This is a genomic window from Rhodococcus sp. 06-470-2 (assembly GCF_002258235.1).
Lineage (GTDB): Bacteria > Actinomycetota > Actinomycetes > Mycobacteriales > Mycobacteriaceae > Rhodococcoides.
Map to the genome: position 1 here is coordinate 47749 of NZ_NOYB01000004.1, position 19602 is coordinate 67350.

The window sequence follows — 19602 nt, forward strand, 5'->3', positions numbered from 1 at the left end:
CGTCGACCGACCGTCGACGCCGCCCGAAGACCGGAGGAACCACTTGTGAGTGCGCTGTTCGAGCCTCTGACCCTGCGTGAGGTCACCTTCCCGAACCGGGTGTGGATGGCACCGATGTGCCAGTACTCGGCCGACGAGGCGGGTGACAGTGTCGGTGTCGCCGGCAACTGGCATCGCACCCACCTGGTGAGCCGGGCGATCGGCGGTGCCGGGTTGATCATCACCGAAGCGACCGCGGTGAGCCCCGAGGGTCGCATCAGCCCGTCGGACCTGGGTATCTGGAACGACACTCAGGCCGACGCATTGGCGGCGATCGTCACCGAGATCGAATCCTTCGGAACCGTGCCGGGTATCCAGCTGGCACACGCGGGCCGCAAGGCGTCGACCGCGGCTCCCTGGTCGGGTGGCAAGTCCTTGCCCGCCGAGGATCCCCGAAGCTGGGAGACCGTCGGCCCGAGCGCGGTTGCGTTCGGTGACTACGCGACCCCGAGGGAGGCCACAGCCGAGGACATCGCGAAGATCGTCGACGACTTCCGGACTGCCGCCCAGCGCGCGCTGAAAGCAGGATTCCGGGTTGTCGAGATACACGGCGCACACGGCTACCTGCTGCACCAGTTCCTGTCCCCCGCCAGCAACACGCGGACCGACTCGTACGGCGGCGACTTCTCGGGTCGCACGCGGCTGCTGATCGAGGTCGTCGACGCGGTGCGTGAGGTGTGGCCGGCCGAGCTTCCGGTCTTCGTTCGCCTCTCGGCGACGGATTGGCTCGACGAGCCCGAGAATGCTGCAGGAGTGGAGTCTGCGGAACGACCCGGTGGGGAGGGCACGCCCGCATTGGAGGCTCCTAGCTGGACGTCGGATCAGACGGTGGCCTTGGCGCAGATCCTCACCGAGCACGGGGTGGATCTGGTCGACACCTCGACCGGCGGAAACGTGCACGCCAAGATTCCGGTCGGTCCCGGCTACCAGGTTCCGTTCGCGCGGCGCATCCAGAACGAGACGACCATGCCCGCTGCCGCGGTCGGCATGATCACCGAACCCAAGCAGGCGGAGGACATCGTCTCGCTGGGCGAGGCGACGGCCGTGCTGCTGGCGCGCGAGCTACTGCGGGATCCGTACTGGCCGCGGCGCGCCGCCCGAGAACTCGGCGTCGAGATGCTCCCGGCCGTGGCACCGCAGTACGAGCGGGCCTACTGAGACCTCAGACCACGAAGCCGAGCTTCTTGTCGACGACATTGAGCAACGGTTCGCCGCGGAAGTACCGGTGGGCGTTGTCGGCGAACAATTCTGCCAGTCGCAGCTTCCATCCCGACGCGTCACCGCTCATGTGCGGTGTGACGATCACGTTCTCGGCCGTCCACAACGGATGGTCGGCCGAGAGCGGTTCGGTCTCGAACACGTCGAGTGCGGCACCTGCGATGTGCCCGGTGGCCAGGTGCGCCAGCAGTGCCTCGGTGTCGAGCAACTCCCCGCGGCCCACGTTGATCACCCGCGCGCCGGGCTTCATCGCGGCCAGCACCGAATCGTCGACCATCCCCCTCGTCAGATCGGTCAGCGGGGCGACCAGCACCAGGTAGTCGGCACGCTCTACTCGAGCCGCGAGATCGGCACTGCCACAGACGGTGCCGAAATCTGGGTCGCCCTCTCGTGCCGTTCGACCCACACCCGAGATCGACATTCCCACCGCGCTCAGCAGGCTCGCGATCGCGCGGCCGATCGCGCCGGTGCCCACGATCATCGCGTGGGCACCGTCGATGCGCTCGGTCTCTCGGTGCTGCCAGACCTTCGAAAGCTGCAGAGCACGTGAGCGTTCGGAGTCCTTGGCGAACGCCAGAATCTGGGCCAGTACGAACTCCGCGATCGGTCGGTCGAAGACTCCCCGCGAATTGGTGACGACCACATCGGATTCGACCAGATCGTCGAAAATCAACGAGTCGACGCCTGCGGCGGCGATGTGGATCCACTTCAGCGAACTGCAGCGCGGCCATGCCGATTCGACTGCGGAGGAGAAGAAGTCCCACAGCAACAACGCGTCGGCACCGTCGACCGCATCACCGAGGGTGTCGGCAGTGGCGTACCGGACGTCGGCGACCTCCGCGACGGCGTCGAGCCCGTCGGGGAGGTCGCCGGCGTGCAGAACGACGAGTACCGGTGCCACTACTTCTTCTTGTAGCCGACGAGTTCGACGCCGGACGCGGCCACCTCGTCGTCGTTGTCGCCGGGGCACTGGGTTCCGCGCAGCGAACGGCCTGCGGTTTCCGGCATCAGCAGAATCGGCACGAAGGCGATGGCCGCCGCGATCATCATGTACCAGCCCGGGACCAGGTTCGAGCCGGTCCGTTCGATGAGGAACGTCAGGATCAGCGGAGCGGTACCGCCGAAGAGCGCCGTCGAGACGTTGTATCCGATGGCGAACGCTCCGTAGCGCACCTGAGTGGGGAACAGCGCGGGCAGGGTCGACGACACACACGAGCACATGATGACCAGCAACACTCCGAGACCGAGCAGGCCGATGCTCTGGCCGATCAGTCCGGTGTTGATGATCAGGAGGAACAGCGGAACGCTGAGCACGAAGTACCCGACGCAGGCCGCCAGCAGCAACGGCTTTCGGCCCACTCGGTCGGACAGAGCGCCGATGGGGTTGATGATCGCCATCATGACGATCATGATGGCCACGAGAGTGAAGTTGGACTGAGTCGTGCTGTGGCCCAACGTGTCGCTCAGATACGAGGGCAAGAACGTCAGCACCGTGTAGTAGGCGATGTTCAGCAGCAACACGAATCCCATCAGGATCAGGATCCGCTGCCAGTACGTCATGGTGGCCTTGAGCGAGGTGATCGCTCCGCCCGCACCCTCGTCGACCGTGCCGCCGTCCTCCTTGGCCTCGGCGAACACCGGAGAATCTTCGAGGCGGGTCCGCAACCACAGTGCAACGATGCCCAGCGGCAGAGTGACCAGGAACGGGATGCGCCAGCCCCAGGCCTCCATCGTCTCGTCGCCGAGCGCGACGTTGAGCAGGGTGCACAGGGTGGCACCGCCCACGGTGCCGGCGAGGGTGCCGAATTCGAGGAACGATCCGAAGAATCCGCGCCTCTTGTCCGGCGCGTACTCGGCCATGAACACTGCTGCACCACCGTACTCACCACCGGTGGAGAAGCCCTGCACCAATCGGCAGACGAGCAGCAACAACGGTGCGGCGATGCCGATGGTGTCGAATGTCGGCAGCACACCGATCGTCGCCGTGGCCAACGTCATCATCGAGACGGTCAGCACGAGGACTTTCTGACGACCGATGCGGTCGCCGAGTGGGCCGAGCACGATGCCGCCGATGGGGCGGATGATGAACGACGCGGCCAACACGGCGAAAGTGGAGAGCAGGCTTGCGCCCCCGTCCTCGGACGGGAAGAAGTTCGCGGCGATGTACACGGCCAGATAGCCGTACACCGCGTAGTCGAACCACTCGACTGCGTTTCCGAGCGCCGATCCGCCGATCGCTCGGTGCAGGATCTTCGTCTCGTTCGGGCTCAGCGTGTCAGTGCTCGGTGGATATCCGGTCGGCGTGGATGCCGACCCTGAATTTTCGGTCACGGTCGAAATACCTCTCGCTTTTGTGAACAACATGGAGCGTCGGTGTGGTACTTCGCAGCATTCGACTGTACGGCCAACCGGAACGTGCTTTTCGGCCAACCCCCTTCTCGGAAGCTAAAGACCAGGTGGCGCAGCGATTCTGGTGGCTATCAACGCGTACGCCCTTGCGCTGTCGGTCAATTGCCGCACGGCCACGGATTCGTCCGGCCGATGTGCCTGGTTTTCGATCTCCCCCGGACCGAGCACGACGGTGCCGATACCCATCTGCTGTGCCACGAAACCACCATCGCACGAAGCAGTCCAGATGTCAGTCGAACTCGCAGATCCGGTGTCGAGGACCGATTGCACTGCGGTGCTGACCAATCCGCTGTCTGCGCTGGTCAGAAAGCCGGGCATCTCCATCGCGACGTCGATTGTCACCTCAATACCGGATCCGGTCACATCCGCTGCTTCGATACGTGAGCGCAATTCGTCGACGACATCGATGGCGCGCTCGCCGGGAAGCAGTCGCCGATCGATGGTGAGCGTGCAGCGATCGGCGACCATCGAGGTTCCCGTCCCACCGGAGATGGTTCCCACGTTCCAGGTGGCGGGGCCCAACTCGGGGTCGGGTTTGCCGTCCAGCTCGATCTGCCAGTCTTCGATGATCGCGATGATGCGCGCTGCAGCCGCTATGGCATTGGCTCCGTTACGAGGTTGTCCCGCATGTGCGGAGCGGCCGCGAATCTCGATCTCCAGATTGGCGGCGCCTCGGCAACCGACAATGGTGACCAGATCCGTCGGCTCGGCCACCACGCAGTGGCTGTGGTTCCGCAGTGGTGGGTCGGCCACGAACGCTCGGATGCCGAGACCGGTGTCCTCCTCGTCGACCAGGCACGCCAACGTCATCGGATGCTCGTCGGCAAGACCGGCGCGCTGCACCGCGGTCATCGCGGCCACGACGGCGGCGAGGCCGCCCTTCATGTCGCAGGCCCCGCGGCCGACGATGCGGCCGTCTCGAACCACGGCGGAGAAGGGGTCGGTGGTCCAGCCCGTTCCCGCGGGGACCACGTCCGAGTGCCCGACGAAGAGGACTCCCGGGCGATCGTCGGATCCGATCGAGACGATGACGTTGGGCCGACCCGGAACCACCTCGACGGTTCGAACGTCGAATCCCAGTGCGCGACAGTGCTCGGCAAGGACCTTTGCGGTCTTCTCCTCCGTGTCGCCGGGGTTTTCGCCGCCCGCGTCGATCAATGCCGCTGTCAGAGTGACGATCTCGTGCTCGTCGATCGAATCCAGCAGAGCGCGTTCGGAATCCGAGACGGTCATCGGGTGGGATCGGAGGCGAGCAGATGCTTGGACTTCTCCACCGCTGCCGCCAGCCGCCTGATCCCCTCGTCGATACGTTCGGGCGTCGACGAGGCGAAGCACAGCCGTAACGAGTCGTGGAACTTCCCACCCACCGACAATGCCGGCCCCGGTATGTAGGCCACGCCCTCGGCCAGCGCCGTCTCGAACAGGTCCTGCGTCGAGAAGTCGACATCGTTGCCGCGCAACGTCGCCCAGAGAAAGAAGCCTCCCTCGGGATCCGTCGTCGACATCGACTCGCCGAAGTACCTCTCGATGCTGTTCTGCATCGCGACCTTGCGGGGCAGGTACACCGAGGCCAACGATCGAAGATGCTCGTCGAGCAGGCCGCGCCGGATGTACTCGGCCACCATCCGCTGACCGGGCAGGTTGGTGCATGTGTCCATGGCCTGTTTGGCGTTGACGATCAGTTGCCGAGCCTCGGGGGCGGCGTCCACCCACCCCACTCGCAGTCCTGGAGCGATCATCTTGGAGAAGGTCCGAACCGAGAAGATCAACGGGTCGTTCGGACTGAGCGTGCCGAAACTGGGAATCGGATCCCCCGAGAAGCGCAGCAGGCCGTACGGATCGTCGTCGAGAATGACCGATCCCCACCGGTGTGCCAGCTCGATGAGCAGCTGACGCCGCTCGAGCGACAGGGTGACCCCGGACGGGTTCTGGAAGTTGGGAATCACGTAGATCATCTTCGGCACTCGACCTGCGCGCTCGACGAGCTCGGGCAACGCCTCGACGATGAGGCCGTCACTGTCCATCGGAGCTTCGAGAATGTCACCTCCGTAGCTGAGTACGGTGGCAGTTCCGTTGGTGTACGTGGGACTTTCGACGATCACCAGGTCGCCCGGGTCGATGAACAGCTTGCACGCGATGTCGAGGCCCTGCATTCCGCCTGAGGTGATCACCACCCGCTCCTCGATCGTGGGTTCGCCCACCGAGTCGAGGTATGCGAGCAACGCGTCGATCAAACCCGGATCACCCTCGGTGGCACCGTAATCGAATGCGTCCGCGGTGAGTACGCTGCCGGCGATCTCGGTGAACGCAGCGGCCGGGACGGTCTCGGCTGCAGGAGATCCCATGGCGAATCGAACGATGTCGTGTTTCTGCGCGGCGAGGAGCGATGTCGACGAATCGATCACCGATCCCACCAGCTTGTCGGTTCGTAGTGCCCAGGGGATGGCAGGAGTGGAGCCTGCGGAACGACCATGGATGGCAGGAGTGGAGCCTGCGGAACGACCATGGGTGGCAGGAGTGGAGCCTGCGGGGCGACCTTGTGCGGTGGCGGTCATGCTCACTCCTTCGTCAGTAGTTCTCGGGGGTATGCGGTGAAGGTTTCGAGGCCGTTCTCGGTGACACGAACGGCCTCGGATACCTCGTATCCGTAGTCGTCCATCCACATTCCGCCGATGATGTGGAACGTCATGTTCTCGGCGAGTACGGTCTCGTCGTCGGTGCGCAGGCTGACGGTGCGCTCACCCCAGTCGGGTGCGTAGGCGATGCCGATCGAGTAGCCGATGCGCGACGGTTTGTGCAGTCCGTGCTTGGCCAGGCTGGTGTTCCACACCTGCGCCAGCTCGGTGGCGGTGACGCCTGCCCGTACGGTTGCGAGCACGTCGTTCAGGGCTTCCCCGGTGGACTTGGCGAGGTAATCCAAACGCGGACTTGGCTTTCCGAGAACGATGGTGCGCGCCATCGGGACGTGGTAGCGCCGGAACACTCCGGCCAGTTCGACGACGGTGGTCTCGCCCCGCACGAAGCGCTGATGCGACCAGGTCAGGTGAGGGGTGTCGGCTCCGGCACCGGTGGGCAGCATCGGGACGATGGCGGGGTGGTCGCCGCCGAACTCCTCGGTGCCGCGTACCTGTGCGTTCATGATGGCAGCAGCTGCGTCGCACTGCCGTTCACCGACCGAGATCGACCGGTACGCGGCCGACATCGCCGACTCGCACACCTGGGCGGCACCGCGCATCAGGGCGATCTCCGCCGGCGACTTGACCACTCGCACCCAGTTGATCAGTTCGTAGGAGTCGGTGAAGCGGTATTCGGGTAGCGACTTCACCAGTGCCTCGAATGCCTTCGGGCTGAAGTAGTACGAGTCCATCTCCAACCCGACCTGGCCGTGCTCGAAGTTGTTCACCAGTCCCAGTTCCCGCAGCTTTGCGGCGACCCAGACGAACGGGTGGGTGTCCTTGCGCTGTACGAATGTTTCGGGGTAGCCGAACGTTCGATCCTGCGGCAGCCATGACGTCCGAAACGCGCCGTTGGCGTCCATCTCGCGGGCGAAGAAGTACATCTCTCCGTCGAGGGGCACGTACAGCATCTGCGGGGTGTAGAAGGAGAGGGCGTTGTAGCCGAGCAGGTAGTACAGGTTCGCGGGATCGGTGACGATGAGCGCGGTGAGGTTCTGCGCTGCCATCCGCTCTCGGACGGCAGCGAGCCGGGCGGCGTACTCCTCGTCGGTGAAGGTGATCGGCGTGCTGTTCGGAACATCGGGGTACCGAGCCAGGCCTGGAGCGGCCCGTCCTGTGGTCTCGTCGGGTCCGAGTGCGGTGACGTAGGCGGCGTCGGGTGAGTCGTTCACGGGCACCCCCTTCAAGGAAGTCGTTTTAGTAGATTGTTGACAATCAGGCTAAGCGCTGGCGCGAGAGGTTCGCAAGACTTCGGATGTAAATGCTGTGTTGCGGGCAGGCGACTAACCCGGAGTGGCCAGCGCCGAGTGTTCTGCCTGCTCCTCGACCATGGCGCGAGTCAGATCGTGGATAGCGGTGTCCATGTGCTCGTGCACGCCCTTTTCCAGTGCGTCCCAGTCGGATCCGAGCAGGAGGTCGACGATCAGCTGGTGTTCCTCCACCAGCGCCTCGGGCCGGTAGTACGCGGTTTCGAGGTTGGCCATGCAGATTCGCGCCTCTGCAGCGAGCGTGGCGTACATTCGCGACATTCGGCTGTTGCGCGTTGCCGCGACCAGGGCGGTGTGAAACGCCAGATCCCGTTCGGCAAGACCTCGCCAGTCCGCCCGATCGATGAACGGCTGCATCTGCATCACGATGGCCGAGAGCTCATCGGCAGCCGAAACCAGACGAGCGCGATCGCCGTGCACCAGAGTCCACGCGGCACCGACCTCGATCGCCGCGCGGGATTCGTAGATCTCGGTGACATCCTCGCTGCTCAGCTCGACGACGAACACGCCTCGATTCCGGTAGCTGACGAGGAGCCCCTCCTGATTGAGACGCTGCAACGCCTCCCGGACCGGTCCCCGCGAGATCTCGAGTTCCGCGGCGACGTTGGCCTCGTTGATCTGTTCCCCTGGGGCGTAGGACCCGTCGATGATGCGGTCGCGAATCTGGTCGGCAATGACCATCGACGTGTTGCGTGCGTCGATGGGCGTCAGTCGTCTCGAACTGGGCATGATCGAAAACCTCTCTCAGCCTCGGGGAATGGCGAAATATTTGTACTCCAGAAATTCGTCTATGCCGACTTTTCCGCCCTCGCGGCCGAGTCCGGACTGTTTGACGCCACCGAACGGCGCAGCCGGATTGGACACCAGCCCCGTGTTGAGGCCGACCATGCCCACCTCGAGGCGCTCACCCATCCGAAGAGCACGGTCGATGTCCTGGGTGAAGACGTATCCGACGAGTCCCCATTCGGTGTCGTTCGCGAGGGCGATCACCTCGTCCTCGGTGTCGAACGGAACGATTGCTGCCACCGGCCCGAAGATTTCCTGTGACATCAGATCCGACGTCGCGTCGACGTCCGTGAGGACCGTCGGTGGGTAGAAGTAGCCGGGTCCGTCCGGGGCCACTCCCCCGACGATCGCACGTGCGCCGCGCCCGAGGGCGTCGTCGACCAGTGTCTGCACCTTGGTGCGGCCCGCGTCGTCGATCAGTGGACCCACCTCGGTTCCGGGTGCACTTCCGGCCCCGACCGACAGTGCACCCATCCGCTCGGCGAGCGCCTCCGCGAACTGCGCTGTGACGCTGCGGTGTACGAAGAATCGGTTGGCGGCGGTGCACGCCTCACCCATGTTGCGCATCTTGGCGACCATCGCACCGTCGACGGCGCGCGTGAGATCGGCGTCGTCCATGACGATGAAGGGTGCGTTGCCACCGAGCTCCATCGAGGTGCGCATCACCGTCGATGCGGCTTGTTCGAGCAGGATCTTGCCCACCGCCGTCGACCCGGTGAAGCTGATCTTGCGGGCCGAACCGCTGCTCATCCACGAGCCCACGACACCCGACGCGTCGGTGGTGGTCACGACATTGACCACTCCCGCCGGAACACCGGCGTCGCGCAGGATTTCGGCCAGGGCCAGTGCCGTCAACGGAGTTTGCTCGGCCGGCTTGAACACCACGGTGCATCCTGCCGCCAATGCAGGGCCGATCTTGCGAGTTCCCATGGCCAATGGGAAGTTCCACGGAGTGACGAGAATGCACGGTCCGACGGGTGCTCGGGTGACCACGATGCGGTTCTTGCCGTCTCCGGTGAGGGTGTGATCGCCCGAGATGCGCACCGCCTCCTCGGAGAACCAGCGGAAGAACTCGGCACCGTACGCCACCTCACCCCGCGCATCGGCCAGTGGCTTTCCCATTTCCGCGGTGATGATCGCAGCGAGCTCCTCCGACCGCGCCATGATCAGTTCGTATGCCGCGCGGAGGATTTCGCTACGTGCACGCGGCGGCGTCGCGGCCCAGTCGGCGGCGGCGTCGACCGCTGCGGCCATGGCGTTCTCGGCATCTTTGATGCCGCCGTCGGCGACGTTGGCGATGACCTCGCCGCTGGCGGGATCGATGACATCGAACCGGGCGTCGGACGCTGCGGCGGTCCACGTGCCCGCGATGAACAGGTCGGTCGGAGCCGTGATGGTAGGACGCGTGAGGCTGGTGGTCGAACTGGCGGTCATGGCCGCGGTCCTTTCGTCGAACGTGGATCGAGTATCTGCGCCAGGTGTACGGACGCGTCACCGGTCAGGTCACCGGTGAGTTGACGCACCTGCATGTGGCAGGAGAATCCGTCGGTCAGAATCGGAGTGTCCGGCTCGGCGTCACGGAGCGCCGGCGCGAGGGCCTGCTCGGCGACCGCCATGCTCAGCTCGAAGTGCCGAGACTCGAAGCCGAAATTGCCTGCCACGCCGCAGCATCCGGTGGCCTCCCGCACCGCGTCGATACCGACGGAGGCCAATGCCGTGCGCTGGGTGGCGTTGCCGAACACCGCATATTCGTGGCAGTGGGTCTGTACGGTCACCGAGTCGGGAATCTCGGCCGTGGGCACCCACCCGGCCGCGGCCTGATCGATCACCGCGCCCGCGAAACTCTGTACTCGCGCCGCGACTCGTCTCGCGGCCGGGGTGGGAACCAACTCCGGCATGTCCTTGCGGAACGCCGCCGCGCAGCTCGGTTCGGTGACGACGATGGGCCGGTCGGTGCCGTCGTCCAGTGCTGCAACGGCTTTCGTGAGGTGCGCGCGGGCGGCCTTCAGCTGGCCCGTCGAGATCCAGGTCAGACCACAGCACACGTCGGTCCGGCATTCGGTGCTGCGGCCCGAGTCCTCGAGCACGCGCTGAGCCGCGCCCGCGACCTCGGGACGAAAACCCTGAGTGAAGGTGTCGACGACCAACACGACGTCCGCGTCGCGGCCGCCGCCGAGCCGGACTTCTCGCGCCAGTTCCTTCGCCGATGCGAATCGTGGCAACGGCCGCTCGGTGGTCAGCCCACCGAGCCGAGCCGCCAGTGCCGCGATGCGCGGGGTGAGCAGACGGTTGAGCAACGGTGCCGTTCTCTTCGTCACCTTCAGCCAGCGGGGCAACCAGCCAAGCGAATAATGCGAGAGCGGCCGCAGTCGCCCCGCGTAGTGATGATCGAGGAACTCGGACTTGTACGTCGCCATGTCCACTCCGACAGGACAATCGGACGAACAGGCCTTGCAGGACAGACACAGATCGAGCGATTCGGCCACGTCCTTCGAGGCCCATCCGTCGGCAACTGTCGGCGAACTGCGCACCATCTCCTGCAGCACTCGTGCCCGTCCCCGCGTCGAATCCTTCTCGTCGCCCGTGGCGCGGAAACTGGGGCACATGACGCCTCCGGACGCTGTGCGGCATTTACCGACACCGACACACGACTGAGTTGCGTGTACGAAGGGATCCAGGTCTGCCCGCGTCCCGATCTGGTGCAGATCGAAGGTCGTCTTCCATTCCCGCTGTGGGATGCCCTGCAGCATCAGGTTGTCCATCATCGGTTCCGGATCGGTGATCGACCCCGGGTTGAGGATGCCGCCGGGATCCCAGATGCGCTTGAATCGTGCGAACGCGTCGAGCATGCGGGACGAGTACATCACCGGCAGCAGTTCCGAGCGTGCCCTGCCGTCGCCGTGCTCACCGGACAGGCTGCCGCCGTGCTCGACCACCACCCGCGCGGCGGCGCGCAGGAAGTCGTTCATCACTCGTCGTCCGGCGTCGGTGCGCTGATCGAACGTGATGCGCACGTGCATGCAGCCGGCACCGAAGTGTCCGTACATCACCCCCGTCAGATCGTGTTCGGCCAGAAGCACGTTGAGGTCGGCGAGATAGGCGGACAGGTTCTCGGGTGCGACGGCGGCGTCCTCCCAGCCGCCCCAGGACTCGGCTCCGCCGGCCAGGCGGGTCGCGAGCCCCGCGCCGTCCTCACGTACTCGCCACAGCGCTGTTCGATCGGCAGGGTCGGTGACGATGCGGCCCTCCTTGACGCGGCCGAGAAGACCGAGCGCCTCGAGCAGACGGGCGGCCTTGTTCTCCACTTCGGCGGTATCGGCACCGTCGAGGTCGACGTAGAGCCAGGCGTTTCCCGCGGGCAGACCGCGGACGGAGTCCGGTCCGCGGCGGTACTCCATCGTCCGGGCGATGTTGTCGTCGATACCCTCCACCGCGGCAGGCGAGAACTCGAGAATGGCCGTCACGTCGGCCGCGGCGGCCACCACGTCGTCGTAGCCCAGGCAGAGCAACAGCGCGGCCCGCGGTACGGGCACGACGGCGACGGTGACCGAGACGATCACCGCGCAGGTGCCCTCGCTTCCGACGAGTGCACGAGCGACGTCGAACCCGTTCTCGGGCAGCAGATGCGACAGGTGAAATCCGGAGACCTGTCGCGGTATGCGGCCCAGCTCGACTCTGAACAGGGCGAGGTTGTCCGCCGCCAGCGACTGCAGCTCACGCGAGATACGTTCGGCCGCATCGGTTGCCGCGGAATCCTGCGAATGCACTGCCGCCACACCGCTACGAGTCACTCGAAGCAGGTGCCCGTCGGCGGTGACCACGTCCATCGCCACCGTGTGGTCCGCTGTTCGTCCGTAGCGCACCGAATGATTACCGCATGCGTCGTTGCCGACCGCCCCGCCGACCGTCGCGCGTGTCTTGCTGGACGGGTCGGGGGCGAACGTGAATTCCCCGGCTGTGCGCGCCACCAACTCTCGCTGCAACTCCGAGATGACGATTCCCGGTTCCACCACCGCCGTTCGCGAGTCGGTGTCCACCGAGATCACGCGATTCATGTGGCGAGAGAAATCGAGCACGATGCCGCGACCGATCGCGTTGCCCGCCATGGACGTTCCGCCGCCTCGGCCGATGACCGCGATTCCGGCAGCGGCGCACCGCGAAACCACGGTGGACACGTCATCGGCATTGCGCGGAAACACGACGGCGGCAGGCGGAATTCGGTAGTTCGAGGCGTCGTAGGAGTACTCGGCGAGCCGCCGATCCGAGTCGTCGATCTCGATGCCCAGTTCGCGTACTTCCTGCACGAGTGCAGGAACCGGGGACCGAACGGAAGCAGCCGTCACAGCACGTTCTTCAGTGTGCGCGACAACGCGTCGAGGCCCTGCCGCATCTCGTCGTCGCTCACGATCAGCGCCGGGATGATCCGGACCACGTTGCCGAGCGCGCCACAGGTGAGCAGCAACAACCCCTCGTCGATCGCGCCCTGTTGTACGCGCAGAGCGGCCGCAGCATCGGGATTGCCTGCGCTGTCGACGAATTCGAGTGCCTGCATCAAGCCGAGTCCACGTGCATCACCGATTGCAGAGTGCTCGGACTTCAGTGCGAGCAGGCCGTCGAGCAGAACTCGGCCCTGCGCGGCAGCGTTGGCGACCAGACCTTCCTCACGCACGACGTCGAGCGTCGCGACACCCGCCGCAGCGGCGACGGCATTGCCGCCGTACGTGCCGCCCTGCGATCCGGGCCAGGCCTTGCTCATCAACTCGGTCGATGCCGCGATCGCCGAGATCGGAAATCCGCTGGCCAGACCTTTCGCGGTGATGACGATGTCGGGAGTGATCGACGAGTGCTGATGACCCCAGAATTTCCCGGTACGGCCGACCCCCGCTTGCACCTCGTCGACGATGAGGACGATCCCGTGGGTGTCCGCGCGTTCGCGCAGGCCCTCGAGAAACTCCGGAGGCGTGGGCAGATAACCGCCGTCACCGAGTACCGGCTCGATGATGAACGCAGCGGTGTCGGCGGGGCTCGACATCGTCATCAGCAGGTAGTCGAGTTCCTTCAACGCGAAGGCGACGGCGGTGTCCATGTCCCAGCCGTATCGGAACGCGTACGGGAACGGCGCGATATGCACACCGCCCATGATCGGTGAGAATCCGGACCGAAACTTGGTGCCCGCGGTGGTCAACGACGCGGCCGCCACCGTGCGTCCGTGGAACCCTCCGTGGAACGCGATGATGTTGGGCCGTCCGGTCGCCATGCGCGCCAACCGAATCGATGCCTCGACGGCCTCGGAGCCGGAGTTGGCGTAGAAGACGCTGTCGAGACCGGGCGGTAGTACCTCGCCGAGCTTGTCGGTCAGCGCCAGCAGCGGATGATGCATGACTGTCGTGTACTGAGCGTGGATGATCTTGCCCACCTGCTCGCGGGCGGCCTCGACCACGCGGGGATGGCAGTGCCCGGTGCTGGTGACGCCGATACCGGTGGTGAAGTCGAGGTACTTGCGCCCGTCCGTGCCGATGATCCAGCTGCCCTTTCCGTGATCGACGACGATCGGGGTCGCCTGCTTGAGTGCCGGGCTGAGGTGGGTGCGAGTCGACGCTGTCATGGCTGCCATCGTCACCCACCGAATTAGGATTGTCAACAATCTGCAATTGGCAGTTCAGGGACGAGTGCATCCGCCCGAGCGATACAGTTCGTCGGTGTCCGCTTCGAACCCTCGCATCGCCGTGCTCGGCAGCATCAACATGGATCTGATCACCCGGGCACCGTCCCTGCCCGAACCCGGCGAAACCGTGCTGGGCACATCGTTCACCACCTCGCCGGGCGGCAAGGGCTCCAATCAGGCCATCGCCGCCGCCAAAGCCGGCGTTCCTGTGTCGTTCATCGGAGCGGTCGGAGACGACGAGTTCGGGGAAACACTGCGCCGGACCCTGTCGAGCGCGGGAGTCGACGACCGCGCGCTGCGCACCACAGCAGGTTCGAGCGGCATCGCCGCCATCACCGTCGACGATCACGCCGAGAACAACATCGTCGTGGTCCCCGGGGCCAACGAACGCGTTCGCGACCTCACCGACGACGACCTGACCGTCATCTCCGACGCCGACATTCTCCTGTGTCAGTTGGAGATTCCCCTCGCCACCGTGGTGACCGCATTCGAGTACGCACGCTCTCGCGGTGTGGTGACGATGCTGAACCCGTCACCGGTTCAGGATCTGCCCGACGCCCTGGTGGCGGCAACCGACGTGCTCGTGGTCAACGAGGCCGAGGAAAGCCGACTCGGAAACCGGCTGAACGAGGTGACGCACGTGATCACCACACTCGGTGCCCGAGGCGCTCGGTACCGCGGCTCGGAATCGTTCGAGGTCCCTGCTCCGCGCGTCGACGCCGTCGACACCACCGGGGCCGGCGACGCATTCGCCGGAGCACTGGCTGCGTCCTGGTTCGACGGCCCGCGCAAGGCAGTCGAATGGGCCTGCGTTGCAGGATCTTTCGCCGCGACGAGGCCGGGTGCGAGCACGTCCTCGGGTACTCGCGAGGACATCGACGCACTGCGAGATGCGGCCACTGGATGAACACCCCCGACCTCGACGAACTCCGACGTCTGCGCCGCGCGCGCGACCGAATGGATCGCGAATTCGCCGAGCCACTCGACGTTCCCGCTCTGGCCCGCACGGCATCGATGTCCACCGCGCACTTCAGTCGCCGTTTCCGCGAGGCCTACGGTGAGACGCCTTACGCACATCTGATGACCCGCCGAATCGAGCGCGCCAAGGCCCTGCTGCGCCGCGGAGATGTCAGCGTTACCGAGGCCTGCTTCGCAGTGGGCTGTACCAGTCTCGGATCCTTCAGCTCCCGCTTCACCGAGATCGTCGGTGAGACACCCAGCGCGTACCGCGCCCGTGATCACAGCGACAGCCAGGGGATGCCGAGTTGCGTGTCCCTGGCGATGGGCCGACCGATACGGACCGCGATCTCCGTGCAATCGAGCAGAATCGAAGAAGCGATGTCGACCGACGCGTCCTAGCCTTGCGACATGACACTTTCCCTGAGCCACGGCCACATCTACACCGACGACCCCGATGCCTCTCTGGCCTTCTATCGCGACACCCTCGGACTCGAGGTGAAGAACGAGGTGGTGAACGACGGCTTCCGGTGGATAACCCTGTCCACCGCCGATCAACCCGAAATCGCGATCGTACTGTCACAGCCGCATGCAGGACGGTCCCAGGAGCTCGGCGATCAGATCGCTGCGCTGCTCGCCAAGGGTGAACTGCCCGGTTTGTGGTTCCGCGCAGACGACCTCGACGGCGCGTTCGAGAAGATACGCGCGGCAGGCACCGCCGAAATTCTGCAGGAACCGACCAGTCAGCCGTGGGGAGCGCGCGACGCGGCATTCCGCGATCCCGCCGGGAACATGGTTCGCGTCAGTCAGGCGTGAGTGGAGCCCGCGGAACGAACCATCATGGTTTCCGACCTCACATCGACGCGAGGGCCAGACCACCGCCGCATGCGAGGACGGACGCCAGCAGCGAGACGATCGCGTTGACTGCGGCATCGCGTCGACGCCCTTGCTGTAGCAACCGGACGGTCTCGACACTCGCCGTGCTGAACGTGGTGTACCCGCCGCAGAACCCGGTGCCGATGACGGCTTGGACGTCGGTCGAGCCGGCTCGGAACATCACCCATCCGGCCAGCACCCCCAGCAGGAACGACCCGGACACGTTGATGCCGAGTGTCGCCCACGGAAAGCTCGTCCGTGCCGCGAGACGTGACTTCACTTCCGCATCGACGACGAAGCGAACGACTGCCCCCAGCCCGCCGGCCACTGCGATCCACAGCGCGATCATCGAACCACTCTGCCTGCCAGTGCGATTCCGGCCCAGGCGGCGAGTATGCCGACAAACACGCTGACCACTGCGTAGGCCACGGCCACCCCGGTGAACCCACTCCGGAACCCTTCGACCGTCTCGAGGGCGAAGGTGCTGTACGTGGTGAACGCACCGCAGAACCCGGTACCTGCCAGCAACCTCAGCCTGCGCCGATTTCCCGCATCGGGCCCACCGCGAACCAGTGACTCGAGCAGAAGGCCGAGCACGAATGCACCGGCGATGTTGATGCCGAAGGTCGCCGTCGGCCACTGCGATGCCGAATGCGGGAGCTGCTCCTCGATCACGTAGCGGACTGCCGTACCCGCCGCTCCGCCGACGAACACCACTGCCAGTGCCCACAGGTGACGGTGCACGGGTCCCTGGTCGGCCGGCATCGAATCGGAATCGGGATCGACCACCGATGATCCTTTCGGGCTGCTCGGTCCGACCGTTTCCGCCCGGCCCGTGTTTGATGTCGGATGCCTACTGCACGATGGAGCCTATGACAACGACCACGGAGCCCACGACCGGGAACTTGCGCGAGAGCGCCGAGGAACTGTTGCGCGAACTCGCCGGCCCCGATGCAGTGCTGCGCGAAGACCAGTGGACGGCCATCGAGGCCCTCGTGGTGCATCGGCGGCGGGCGCTGGTGGTGCAGCGGACCGGTTGGGGCAAGTCGGCGGTCTACTTCATCGCGGCTAAGCTGCTGCGCGCGCAGGGCCTGGGTCCGACGGTCATCGTCTCTCCGCTGTTGGCGCTGATGCGCAACCAGGTTGCCTCCGCCGAGCGGGCGGGCGTGCGCGCCGCCACCATCAACTCCGGCAACATGACCGAATGGGACGACATTCATCAGCAGGTCAACTCCGGTGAACTCGACGTGCTGCTGGTCAGTCCGGAGCGATTGAACAATCCCGATTTCCGCGATCAGGTACTGCCGTCCCTGGCCGGGGACGCGGGCCTCGTCGTGGTCGACGAAGCTCACTGCGTCTCCGATTGGGGCCACGACTTTCGACCCGACTACCGACGAATCAGAACTCTGATCGCCGAGTTGCGCGACGGTATCCCCGTACTCGCGACCACGGCGACGGCGAACGACCGCGTGGTGGACGACGTCGCGGCGCAGTTGGGTGTCGGCGGCGGAGACACACTCGTCCTGCGCGGCGGGCTCGCACGCGACTCTCTGCGCATGGCCGTGGTGAAGATCGACAACGCCACCGAACGGGCGGCGTGGCTGGGCGATCATCTGAAGACGCTGCCCGGTTCGGGAATCATCTACACCCTGACGGTGTCGGCGGCCAAGGACCTGGCGGCGCTGCTGACCGATCAGGGGCACGTCGTGGCCTCGTACACCGGTCAGACGGACCCGACCGAACGCGAGTCGCTCGAAGGTGACCTGCTGGCCAACCGAGTCAAGGCCCTGGTCGCCACGTCCGCATTGGGCATGGGCTTCGACAAGCCCGACCTCGGTTTCGTGGTGCACATGGGGGCACCGTCGTCTCCGATTTCGTACTACCAGCAGGTCGGGCGTGCCGGTCGCGCCACGGAACGAGCCGATGTGGTGCTGCTTCCCGGCCACGAGGATCGGCAGATCTGGAGCTACTTCGCCTCGGTCGCCTTCCCCCGCGAACATCTGGTGCGGCAGGTCATCGATGCATTGAACACCGAGAAGGCTCAGTCGACGCAGGCACTGGAGCCGCTGGTCGAGCTGAACCGCAGCAGGCTCGAGATGGTACTGAAGGTCCTCGACGTCGACGGCGCGGTCAGACGCGTTCGTGGCGGCTGGATGGCGACCGGGGAGCAATGGACGTACGACGCGTCCCGCTACGAGCGTCTCGAGCAGGCCAGGGACCGCGAACAGCAAGCCATGATCGACTACCAGAGCACCGACGGCTGCCGGATGGAGTTCTTGCGGAGACAGCTCGACGACCCGGACCTGGGCGCACCCGGTAGTGAGTCCGACCGATGCGGGCGGTGCGACAACTGCACCGGTGAGCACCTGTCCGCCTCGGTGGATGCGGCCTCGGTCGACTCGGCGAGGGCACGATTGGATCGGCCGGGCATCGACCTGCAGCCCAGAAAGCAGTGGCCCAGCGGTATGAAGAAGCTCGGTGTCTCGCTCTCGGGCAAGATCTCCGACCCCCACGAACCCGGGCGTGTACTGGGCCGGCTCACCGACCTGGGCTGGGGCAGCCGACTGCGTGCCCTGCTCGATGCGCCCGACGCTCCGGCCACCGATGCACTGGAGAAGGCGTGCATCACCGTGCTCGCCAACTGGGATTGGAAGCAGCGGCCCACTGCCGTTCTGGCTCTCGACTCCCCTACCCACCCGCTCCTGGTGCGGTCGATCGCCGCGCGATTGGCATCGGTCGGCAAATTGGAGGATCTCGGGGTGATGCAGGTCAGGGCAGGTCATCCACCCGTGTCGGCCGCCAATTCGGCCTTTCGGGTCGCCGGGCTGGTGGACTCGTGGGACGTTCCGGACGTATCGTCCGTGACGGGACCGATCCTGTTGATCGATCTGGTCACCGACACGGGGTGGACGTTCACCTGTGCGGCGTCGGCTCTGACGTCAGCGGGCGCCTCGGCGGTGTTGCCGTTCGCTCTCGCAACACCGAAATGACGACCGGTCGAAATTGCCTGGTTTGATTTCTGCAGCGCTGGGTACAGCCAGCTGGGTCAGGAATGTGTGACCACCATCACAATCGGTGGTTAACCAGGGGAAGCATGTCCGTTTCGGGGGTCGATCTGCGGACTCACTCGATATGCCTCGGCGACCTTGTTACGTTTGTTTTTCCTATGAAGCCCGCATTGCTGAGAGGTACCCCGCTCACTGCGCCGGACGCAGTGAAGTTTCGTAAGCCACAGATCTCCGACGGAGTCCGGCTCTGGGAGATCGCAAGAGATTCGCGAGTTCTGGATCTCAATTCCAGCTACTCGTACGTGTTGTGGTGCCGTGATTTCGCGGCCACCACCGTCGTATCCGACATCGACGGCCGCGCAGTCGGTTTCGTCACCGGATACATCCGCCAGGACGCCCCCCGCACACTGTTCGTGTGGCAGGTCGCCGTGGATGCGGACCAGCGTGGCAAGGGACTTGCCGGTCGCATGCTGATGGAGCTGCTCGACCGCCTCGAGCCACAGGGCATCACGCATCTGGAAACGACGATCAGCCCGGACAACGAAGCGTCCATCGCAACCTTCACGAGCCTCGCACGTAAGCGAGGCACCGACATCGTCAAGTCGGATTTGTTCGCGCCCAACGATTTCCCTGATAGCCACGAAGCGGAGGAGCTCTACACCGTAGGCCCCGACGCATCGCGGAATTACGAAAGGAACAAG

General features: G+C 65.4%; 16 protein-coding genes and 1 pseudogene. 6 read left to right on the top strand and 11 right to left on the bottom strand.

The genetic code is table 11. The features are described 5' to 3' along the window. Positions 1 to 45: 45 nt before the first annotated feature. On the top strand, positions 46 to 1197 hold the full coding sequence (locus tag CH276_RS01720) for an NADH:flavin oxidoreductase/NADH oxidase (RefSeq protein ID WP_176459071.1): 1152 nt from the start codon (positions 46 to 48) through the stop codon (positions 1195 to 1197). A gap of 4 nt (positions 1198 to 1201) precedes the next feature. Here the strand turns inward: CH276_RS01720 and CH276_RS01725 are convergent, their stop codons facing one another. From CH276_RS01725 to CH276_RS01765, 9 genes are all read right to left on the bottom strand, one after another. After that, a complete protein-coding gene (locus CH276_RS01725) occupies positions 1202 to 2158 on the bottom strand; it encodes a D-2-hydroxyacid dehydrogenase (protein ID WP_094631093.1) in 957 nt (318 codons plus the stop codon). After that, entirely contained in the window at positions 2158 to 3588 is a 1431-nt protein-coding gene (locus CH276_RS01730; RefSeq protein WP_230596658.1) for an MFS transporter, read from the bottom strand. The genes CH276_RS01725 and CH276_RS01730 overlap by 1 nt, the downstream gene beginning before the upstream one ends. A 114-nt stretch (positions 3589 to 3702) precedes the next feature. Next, positions 3703 to 4899 (bottom strand): M20 family metallopeptidase, encoded by a 1197-nt coding sequence (locus CH276_RS01735; protein WP_094631092.1) that lies wholly within the window; start codon positions 4897 to 4899, stop codon positions 3703 to 3705. Then, on the bottom strand, positions 4896 to 6221 hold the full coding sequence (locus CH276_RS01740) for an aminotransferase-like domain-containing protein (protein WP_254924277.1): 1326 nt from the start codon (positions 6219 to 6221) through the stop codon (positions 4896 to 4898). The genes CH276_RS01735 and CH276_RS01740 overlap by 4 nt, the downstream gene beginning before the upstream one ends. Positions 6222 to 6223: 2 nt before the next feature. Continuing rightward, positions 6224 to 7402 (bottom strand): M24 family metallopeptidase, encoded by a 1179-nt coding sequence (locus CH276_RS01745; RefSeq protein WP_176459079.1) that lies wholly within the window; start codon positions 7400 to 7402, stop codon positions 6224 to 6226. Positions 7403 to 7624: 222 nt separating this feature from the next. After that, complete coding sequence (locus tag CH276_RS01750) at positions 7625 to 8338, bottom strand: GntR family transcriptional regulator (RefSeq protein ID WP_230596661.1); 714 nt, start codon at positions 8336 to 8338, stop codon at positions 7625 to 7627. Positions 8339 to 8353: 15 nt separating this feature from the next. Next, positions 8354 to 9829 (bottom strand): NAD-dependent succinate-semialdehyde dehydrogenase, encoded by a 1476-nt coding sequence (locus CH276_RS01755; RefSeq protein ID WP_094631091.1) that lies wholly within the window; start codon positions 9827 to 9829, stop codon positions 8354 to 8356. Beyond that, entirely contained in the window at positions 9826 to 12738 is a 2913-nt protein-coding gene (locus CH276_RS01760; protein WP_094631090.1) for an FAD-binding and (Fe-S)-binding domain-containing protein, read from the bottom strand. Before CH276_RS01760 ends, CH276_RS01755 begins: the two co-directional genes overlap by 4 nt. Beyond that, the gene (locus tag CH276_RS01765) at positions 12735 to 14000 is read right to left on the bottom strand and encodes an aspartate aminotransferase family protein (protein ID WP_094631089.1); all 1266 of its coding nucleotides are present in this window, start codon (positions 13998 to 14000) and stop codon (positions 12735 to 12737) included. The genes CH276_RS01760 and CH276_RS01765 overlap by 4 nt, the downstream gene beginning before the upstream one ends. A gap of 94 nt (positions 14001 to 14094) precedes the next feature. On the opposite strand from CH276_RS01765, the gene CH276_RS01770 reads away from it, so the two are divergent. Genes CH276_RS01770 through CH276_RS01780 form a run of 3 tightly spaced genes read left to right on the top strand, consistent with a single transcriptional unit; the run spans position 14095 to position 15833 of the window. Continuing rightward, positions 14095 to 14967: a ribokinase gene (locus CH276_RS01770; RefSeq protein WP_254924276.1), complete on the top strand. Its 873-nt coding sequence runs from the start codon at positions 14095 to 14097 to the stop codon at positions 14965 to 14967. Then, on the top strand, positions 14964 to 15419 hold the full coding sequence (locus CH276_RS01775; protein WP_094631087.1) for a helix-turn-helix transcriptional regulator: 456 nt from the start codon (positions 14964 to 14966) through the stop codon (positions 15417 to 15419). Before CH276_RS01770 ends, CH276_RS01775 begins: the two co-directional genes overlap by 4 nt. A gap of 9 nt (positions 15420 to 15428) precedes the next feature. Beyond that, positions 15429 to 15833: a VOC family protein gene (locus CH276_RS01780; RefSeq protein WP_094631086.1), complete on the top strand. Its 405-nt coding sequence runs from the start codon at positions 15429 to 15431 to the stop codon at positions 15831 to 15833. Positions 15834 to 15870: 37 nt separating this feature from the next. On the opposite strand, the gene crcB (CH276_RS01785) is transcribed toward CH276_RS01780, so the two are convergent. Both crcB (CH276_RS01785) and crcB (CH276_RS01790) read right to left on the bottom strand, forming a co-directional pair. Beyond that, positions 15871 to 16242 (bottom strand): fluoride efflux transporter CrcB, encoded by a 372-nt coding sequence (gene crcB / locus CH276_RS01785; protein ID WP_045194623.1) that lies wholly within the window; start codon positions 16240 to 16242, stop codon positions 15871 to 15873. Continuing rightward, positions 16239 to 16658, bottom strand: coding sequence for a fluoride efflux transporter CrcB (gene crcB / locus CH276_RS01790; RefSeq protein ID WP_094631125.1), 420 nt, complete (start codon positions 16656 to 16658; stop codon positions 16239 to 16241). Before crcB (CH276_RS01790) ends, crcB (CH276_RS01785) begins: the two co-directional genes overlap by 4 nt. Before the next feature lie 107 nt (positions 16659 to 16765). Between crcB (CH276_RS01790) and CH276_RS01795 the strand changes: the two genes are divergently transcribed. Both CH276_RS01795 and ectA read left to right on the top strand, forming a co-directional pair. Continuing rightward, positions 16766 to 18883, top strand: coding sequence for a RecQ family ATP-dependent DNA helicase (locus CH276_RS01795; protein ID WP_094631124.1), 2118 nt, complete (start codon positions 16766 to 16768; stop codon positions 18881 to 18883). 176 nt (positions 18884 to 19059) lie between these two features. Continuing rightward, a pseudogene (ectA, locus tag CH276_RS28845) lies at positions 19060 to 19560 on the top strand (diaminobutyrate acetyltransferase); the annotation flags it as partial. Positions 19561 to 19602 lie beyond the last annotated feature (42 nt).

Excerpts from the sequence above, each read along its gene's own strand:
- CH276_RS01735 (WP_094631092.1), bottom strand. The coding sequence starts at position 4,899 with ATGACCGTCTCGGATTCCGAACGCGCTCTGCTGGATTCGATCGACGAG.
- CH276_RS01740 (WP_254924277.1), bottom strand. The coding sequence starts at position 6,221 with ATGACCGCCACCGCACAAGGTCGCCCCGCAGGCTCCACTCCTGCCACC.
- CH276_RS01750 (WP_230596661.1), bottom strand. The coding sequence starts at position 8,338 with ATGCCCAGTTCGAGACGACTGACGCCCATCGACGCACGCAACACGTCG.
- CH276_RS01755 (WP_094631091.1), bottom strand. The coding sequence starts at position 9,829 with ATGACCGCCAGTTCGACCACCAGCCTCACGCGTCCTACCATCACGGCT.
- CH276_RS01765 (WP_094631089.1), bottom strand. The coding sequence starts at position 14,000 with ATGACAGCGTCGACTCGCACCCACCTCAGCCCGGCACTCAAGCAGGCG.
- CH276_RS01775 (WP_094631087.1), top strand. The coding sequence starts at position 14,964 with ATGAACACCCCCGACCTCGACGAACTCCGACGTCTGCGCCGCGCGCGC.
- CH276_RS01780 (WP_094631086.1), top strand. The coding sequence starts at position 15,429 with ATGACACTTTCCCTGAGCCACGGCCACATCTACACCGACGACCCCGAT.
- crcB (WP_045194623.1), bottom strand. The coding sequence starts at position 16,242 with ATGATCGCGCTGTGGATCGCAGTGGCCGGCGGGCTGGGGGCAGTCGTT.
- crcB (WP_094631125.1), bottom strand. The coding sequence starts at position 16,658 with ATGCCGGCCGACCAGGGACCCGTGCACCGTCACCTGTGGGCACTGGCA.
- CH276_RS01795 (WP_094631124.1), top strand. The coding sequence starts at position 16,766 with ATGACAACGACCACGGAGCCCACGACCGGGAACTTGCGCGAGAGCGCC.